Origin of the sequence: Rhodovarius sp. (assembly GCF_040399605.1) — a bacterium.
GTDB classification, from domain to species: domain Bacteria; phylum Pseudomonadota; class Alphaproteobacteria; order Acetobacterales; family Acetobacteraceae; genus Rhodovarius; species Rhodovarius crocodyli_A.
This window is the reverse complement of the sequence record NZ_JBBARU010000015.1, coordinates 46,448-50,952: the sequence shown is the minus strand read 5'-3', so window position 1 is coordinate 50,952 and position 4,505 is coordinate 46,448. Positions and strand designations below refer to the sequence as shown.

Genomic DNA, 4,505 nt, shown 5'->3' with positions numbered 1-4,505 from the left:
CAGCGCCGCCGCCAGCGCAGCCTCATCCACCAAGGTACCACGCGCGGTGTTGATGAAGCGGGCCCCATTCTTCATGCCGCCGAGGAATTCCGCATTCACCATGCCCCGCGTCTCGCTGTTGGAGGGGCAATGCACGGTGACGAAATCAGCCGCCGCCAGCCCTTCCTCCAGCTTCACCGGGGTAAAACCGGCGCCAATGATGGTGTTGCGCGCCACATAGGGGTCATGCACCAGCACATTCATGCCAAAGGCGGCGCAAAGCCGGGTCACCCGCCCGCCGATGCGGCCAAAGCCCAGCACCAGCACCGTCTGGCCCGAGAGATCCCAGCAGATGGGCGCATCCACGCTGGACCATTTTTGCGCCCGGGTATTGGTGTCGAAGATCTTGGTTTGCTTGGCCAGGTTCAGCATGAGCATCAGCGCATGCTCCGCCACGCTCAGCGCATTGGCATAGGCCGTGACGGTGAGCGGAATGCCCCGCTTGGTGAGTGCGGGCACATCCACCTGATCATAGCCCACGCCATGGCGCGCCACGATCGAGAGCTTGGGCGAGAGGGCCAGAAATTCCTCATTGATCGGCGTGGCGCGCACCACAATGGCCTCGCCCTTCGCCATGGCGGCGGCCAGCGCCGCGGGGTTTGAGGGATCCACCGTCTCATGGGTGAAGCCCGGCTCGGCATCGAGGCGTGCCGTGGCATCGGGATGAACGCCGCGCAGGAAGACGACATGAGGCATGGAATTATTCCAAATTGGCAGCGGGGCCGAGAATGGCCTCACGCATACGGCTTTGCAGGATCACGCCCTCACGCGGGGGCAGGACCAAGGGCAGGGTTTCGGCATCGATCTTGGCCACCGCGAAGAATGGCCCAGCACCGGCATGGATCGCCGCCCGCAGCCCCGCCACCTCATCGGGTTTGGTGACGAACATGGTGTGCTTGATGCCCGCACCGCGCGCCATGGCCACGAGGTCCACACCATGGCCGGTTGCGGTTTCCTGCATGCCGGTCTCGCCGTAATGCTCGTTGTCGCAGACCAGGATGGAGAGGTTCTTGGGCGCCTGCACCGAGATGGTGGCGAGCGAACCCACCCCCATCAGCATTTCGCCATCGCCGGTGATGACCAGCACGCGGCGCTCCGGCTGGGCCAAGGCGAGGCCGAGGCCGATCATCGCCGCCCCGCCCATGCCGCCCCAGAGGGGGAGGTTCAGCGCCGTATCGCCCACCGCGGTGATGTCCCAGGCCGGGGCGCCCAGGCCCGCGATCACCGCCATGTCGCCACGGCCCTCGAGCACGGCGGCGACGAGCGCGCGGCGGTGCAGCTTTCCATTGGGAGAGAGCATGGGTCAGTCCTTCCCGAAGGTCTTGGCGCCGATGACGCGCTGGCCGATCAAGGTCGCGGTCGGGCGATAGGTGTTATAGGCGAATTTCAGCGTGGCCTCGACGCAGGCGGCGATGTCGTCCGGCGAATCGGCGCGGTTGACCAGCGTGCCCATGGCCTCCAGCACCGGCTGAGTGGCCTGGCCCATCGGTACCTGGGCCGGGTTGAACTCGCCAAAATCGCCGCGCATCGTCACGAGCATGGGCATGGGCGTGCGGTGCAGCGTGGCCAGGCTGAGCATATTGATGCAATTGCCCACGCCCGAGCTTTGCATGAGCAGCACGCCGCGCTGGCCGCCCAGCCAGGCGCCGGACATCATGGCAATGCCCTCTTCCTCGGTGGTCAGAGTCACCACGCGCATTTCGTTATCGGCCAAGCAGCGCTTGATGAGGCGCGAATGGCCGGCATCGGGCACCAGGGCCACTTGTTTGACGTTATAGGCCTTGAGCAGGTCATAGATCCTGTCGGGCCAATCGGCGGAGGCACGCGGGGCGGCCTCCAAATCACTGCGCTGCATCGGTTTCCTCGCGGCTATTGGCAGCAGGATCACCCGAGGGCTCGGTGCGCGCAAGCCGCTGGCGCTGGCTTGGGCTTCCACGGTAAAGAAGCCGTGCCATGCCCTTCGCGCACGCCCTCGGCGGAACCCGCTATAATTTTGACAATCTCGCCACCCTGCTGGCGCGGGCCACGCCGCTACGCTCGGGCGATGCGCTGGCGGGATTGGCGGCGGAGAGCGCGGCGGAGCGGGTGGCGGCGCAATATGCGCTGGCGGATTTGCCGCTTGGGGCCTTCCTCAATGAGGCGGTGATCCCCTACGAGGATGATGATGTCACCCGGCTGATCATCGATGGCCATGACCGCGCGGCTTTCGCCCGGGTTTCGCACCTCACAGTGGGCGGGTTGCGGGATTTTCTGCTGGCGGCCGAGGATGTGTCGGGCCTTGGCCTCACCCCGGAAATGGTCGCCGCCGTGGCCAAGATCATGCGGGTGAGTGACCTCATCGCCGTGGGCGCCAAGGCGCGGGTGGTCACCCGGTTTCGCAATACGCTGGGGCTTCGGGGCACCCTCTCCATCCGGTTGCAGCCCAATCACCCCACCGATGATGCCCGCGGCGTGGCCGCGAGCGTGCTGGATGGGCTGCTGCTGGGCGCGGGGGATGCCTGCATCGGGGTGAACCCGGCCACCGATAATATCGAGACCGTGCAGCGCCTGCTGGAGATGCTGGACATGGTGCGGGGGCGGTTTGATATCCCCACCCAATGCTGCGTGCTCAGCCATATCACCACCACCATGCTGGCGCTGGAGCGGGGTTCGCCGGTGGATCTGGTGTTTCAGTCCATCGGCGGCACGCAGGGGGTGAATGAGAGTTTTGGCGTCTCCCTCGGCTTGCTGGCCGAGGCGCATGACGCTGCAAGCGCCCGCCACCCCGGTGCCAATGTGATGTATTTTGAAACCGGCCAGGGCAGCGCGCTCTCGGCCAATGCGCATCGCGGTGTGGACCAGCAGACCATTGAATGCCGGGCCTATGCCGTGGCTGGGCGATACGCGCCGCTGCTGGTCAATTCGGTGGTGGGGTTTATCGGGCCGGAATACCTCTATGATGGCAAGCAGATTCTTCGCGCGGGGTTGGAAGACCATATGTGCGGCAAGCTGCTCGGCCTGCCGATGGGGGTTGATGTTTGCTACACCAATCATGCCGAGGCGGATCAGGATGACATGGATGCGCTGCTCACCTGCCTGGCGGTGGCCGGGGTGAATTACATCATGGGCGTGCCGGGCGCCGATGATGTGATGCTGGCCTATCAATCCACCTCCTTTCATGACGGGCTTTTCGCCCGCGCCGCGCTGGGCAAGACCGCCGCACCGGAATTCGAAGCCTGGATGGCGCGCATGGGGCTCGGCGGTGATGCGATTCCGGAGGCGCTGTCACCGGCGTTGATCGGGCTGTGAGCAATGCCCTGGAATTGCGGCGCCACACCATGGCACGGGTGGCGCTGGGCCGGGTGGGCGTGGCCCAGCCCACCGCGGCGCATCTGGCCTTTCAGGCGGCGCATGCCCAGGCGCGGGATGCGGTGTGGTCCGAGGCGGCGCTTATTGGCGATGTGACGGTGCGCAGCCAGGCGCGGGATAGGCGGGAATATCTGCTGCGGCCCGATTTGGGGCGGAAATTGGCCGAGGGGACGGTATTGCCTGCGGCCCCGGGGGCGCTGGTCTTTGTGGTGGCTGATGGGCTCTGCGCCACGGGCGTGGCGGCGCAGGCGCCGGCGGTGATGGAGGCGGCGCGGCCGCTGCTCGGCCTGCCGATTGGGCCGGTGGTGGTGGCGCTGCAGGCGCGGGTGGCGCTGGGCGATGCCATTGGCGAAGCGATGGGGGCGGCGGCGGTGGCGGTGCTGATCGGCGAGCGGCCGGGGCTTTCGGCGCAGGATTCGCTCGGCCTGTATTTGACCTGGGCGCCGCGCATTGGCCGCAGCGATGCCGAGCGCAACTGCATCAGCAATATCCGCCCCGGCGGGCTTTCGGCGCTGGAGGCGGCGCAGAAACTGGCCTGGCTGCTGGCGGCGGCGCAGGGGCTGGGGGCGACGGGGGTGGCGCTGAAGGACGACATGCCGGCCACGCCATTGCTCGGCCCGTGATCGAAGTCACCCGCCGTATCCATCTCAACGAGGCCGAGCTGCATGAGGATTTCCTCCGCGCCTCGGGGCCTGGTGGGCAGAATGTCAATAAGGTGGAGACCGCGGTCCAGCTGCGCTTTGACCTGCGGCACTCGGCCTCGATCCCCGATGAGGTGAAGGCGCGGGCGGAGAAACTCGCGGGCTCGCGGCTGACCAATGATGGGGTGCTGATTATTTCGGCGCAGCGGTTTCGCTCACGCGAGCGCAACCGCGAGGATGCGCTGGAGAAATTGCTGGCCTTGTTGCGGGAGGCTGCGGCGCCGCCGCCGCCCAAGCGGAGGCCGACCAAGCCTACCAAGGGTAGCAAGGAACGGCGGTTGGATGGGAAGGCTAAGGATAGCCGGACCAAGGCTTTGCGGAAGGTTCGGCCTGGGGATTGAGGGGGTGAACCAGGGAGGGCTTTGCCCTCCCCGGACCCCTCCCACCAGGGGTCAGGGACCCCTGGACCGCCATTGA

The 4,505-nt window shown here is 66.6% G+C and carries 6 protein-coding genes; 3 read left to right on the top strand and 3 right to left on the bottom strand.

Going from position 1 to position 4,505, the window contains the following annotated elements; genetic code table 11:
- The 3 genes from ABWP84_RS06810 to ABWP84_RS06800 form a co-directional block, all read right to left on the bottom strand.
- On the bottom strand, positions 1–735 hold a 735-nt coding region (locus tag ABWP84_RS06810; protein WP_353211257.1), incomplete at its 3' end, for an NAD(P)-dependent oxidoreductase.
- Between the two features lie 4 nt (positions 736–739).
- Positions 740–1,339: a thiamine pyrophosphate-dependent enzyme gene (locus ABWP84_RS06805; protein WP_353211256.1), complete on the bottom strand. Its 600-nt coding sequence runs from the start codon at positions 1,337–1,339 to the stop codon at positions 740–742.
- 3 nt (positions 1,340–1,342) lie between these two features.
- The gene (locus tag ABWP84_RS06800; protein WP_353211255.1) at positions 1,343–1,894 is read right to left on the bottom strand and encodes a thiamine pyrophosphate-binding protein; all 552 of its coding nucleotides are present in this window, start codon (positions 1,892–1,894) and stop codon (positions 1,343–1,345) included.
- Between the two features lie 98 nt (positions 1,895–1,992).
- Here ABWP84_RS06800 and ABWP84_RS06795 point away from each other — a divergent pair, with 98 nt between their 5' ends.
- From ABWP84_RS06795 to arfB, 3 genes are read left to right on the top strand one after another with little or no spacing between them, the layout of a single operon-like run.
- Positions 1,993–3,327 carry an ethanolamine ammonia-lyase subunit EutB gene (locus ABWP84_RS06795; protein ID WP_353211254.1) on the top strand — a complete coding sequence of 445 codons (1,335 nt, stop codon included), beginning with the start codon at positions 1,993–1,995 and terminating at the stop codon, positions 3,325–3,327.
- On the top strand, positions 3,324–4,010 hold the full coding sequence (gene eutC, locus ABWP84_RS06790) for an ethanolamine ammonia-lyase subunit EutC (protein WP_353211253.1): 687 nt from the start codon (positions 3,324–3,326) through the stop codon (positions 4,008–4,010). The genes ABWP84_RS06795 and eutC overlap by 4 nt, the downstream gene beginning before the upstream one ends.
- The gene (arfB, locus tag ABWP84_RS06785) at positions 4,007–4,429 is read left to right on the top strand and encodes an alternative ribosome rescue aminoacyl-tRNA hydrolase ArfB (protein ID WP_353211252.1); all 423 of its coding nucleotides are present in this window, start codon (positions 4,007–4,009) and stop codon (positions 4,427–4,429) included. Before eutC ends, arfB begins: the two co-directional genes overlap by 4 nt.
- Positions 4,430–4,505 lie beyond the last annotated feature (76 nt).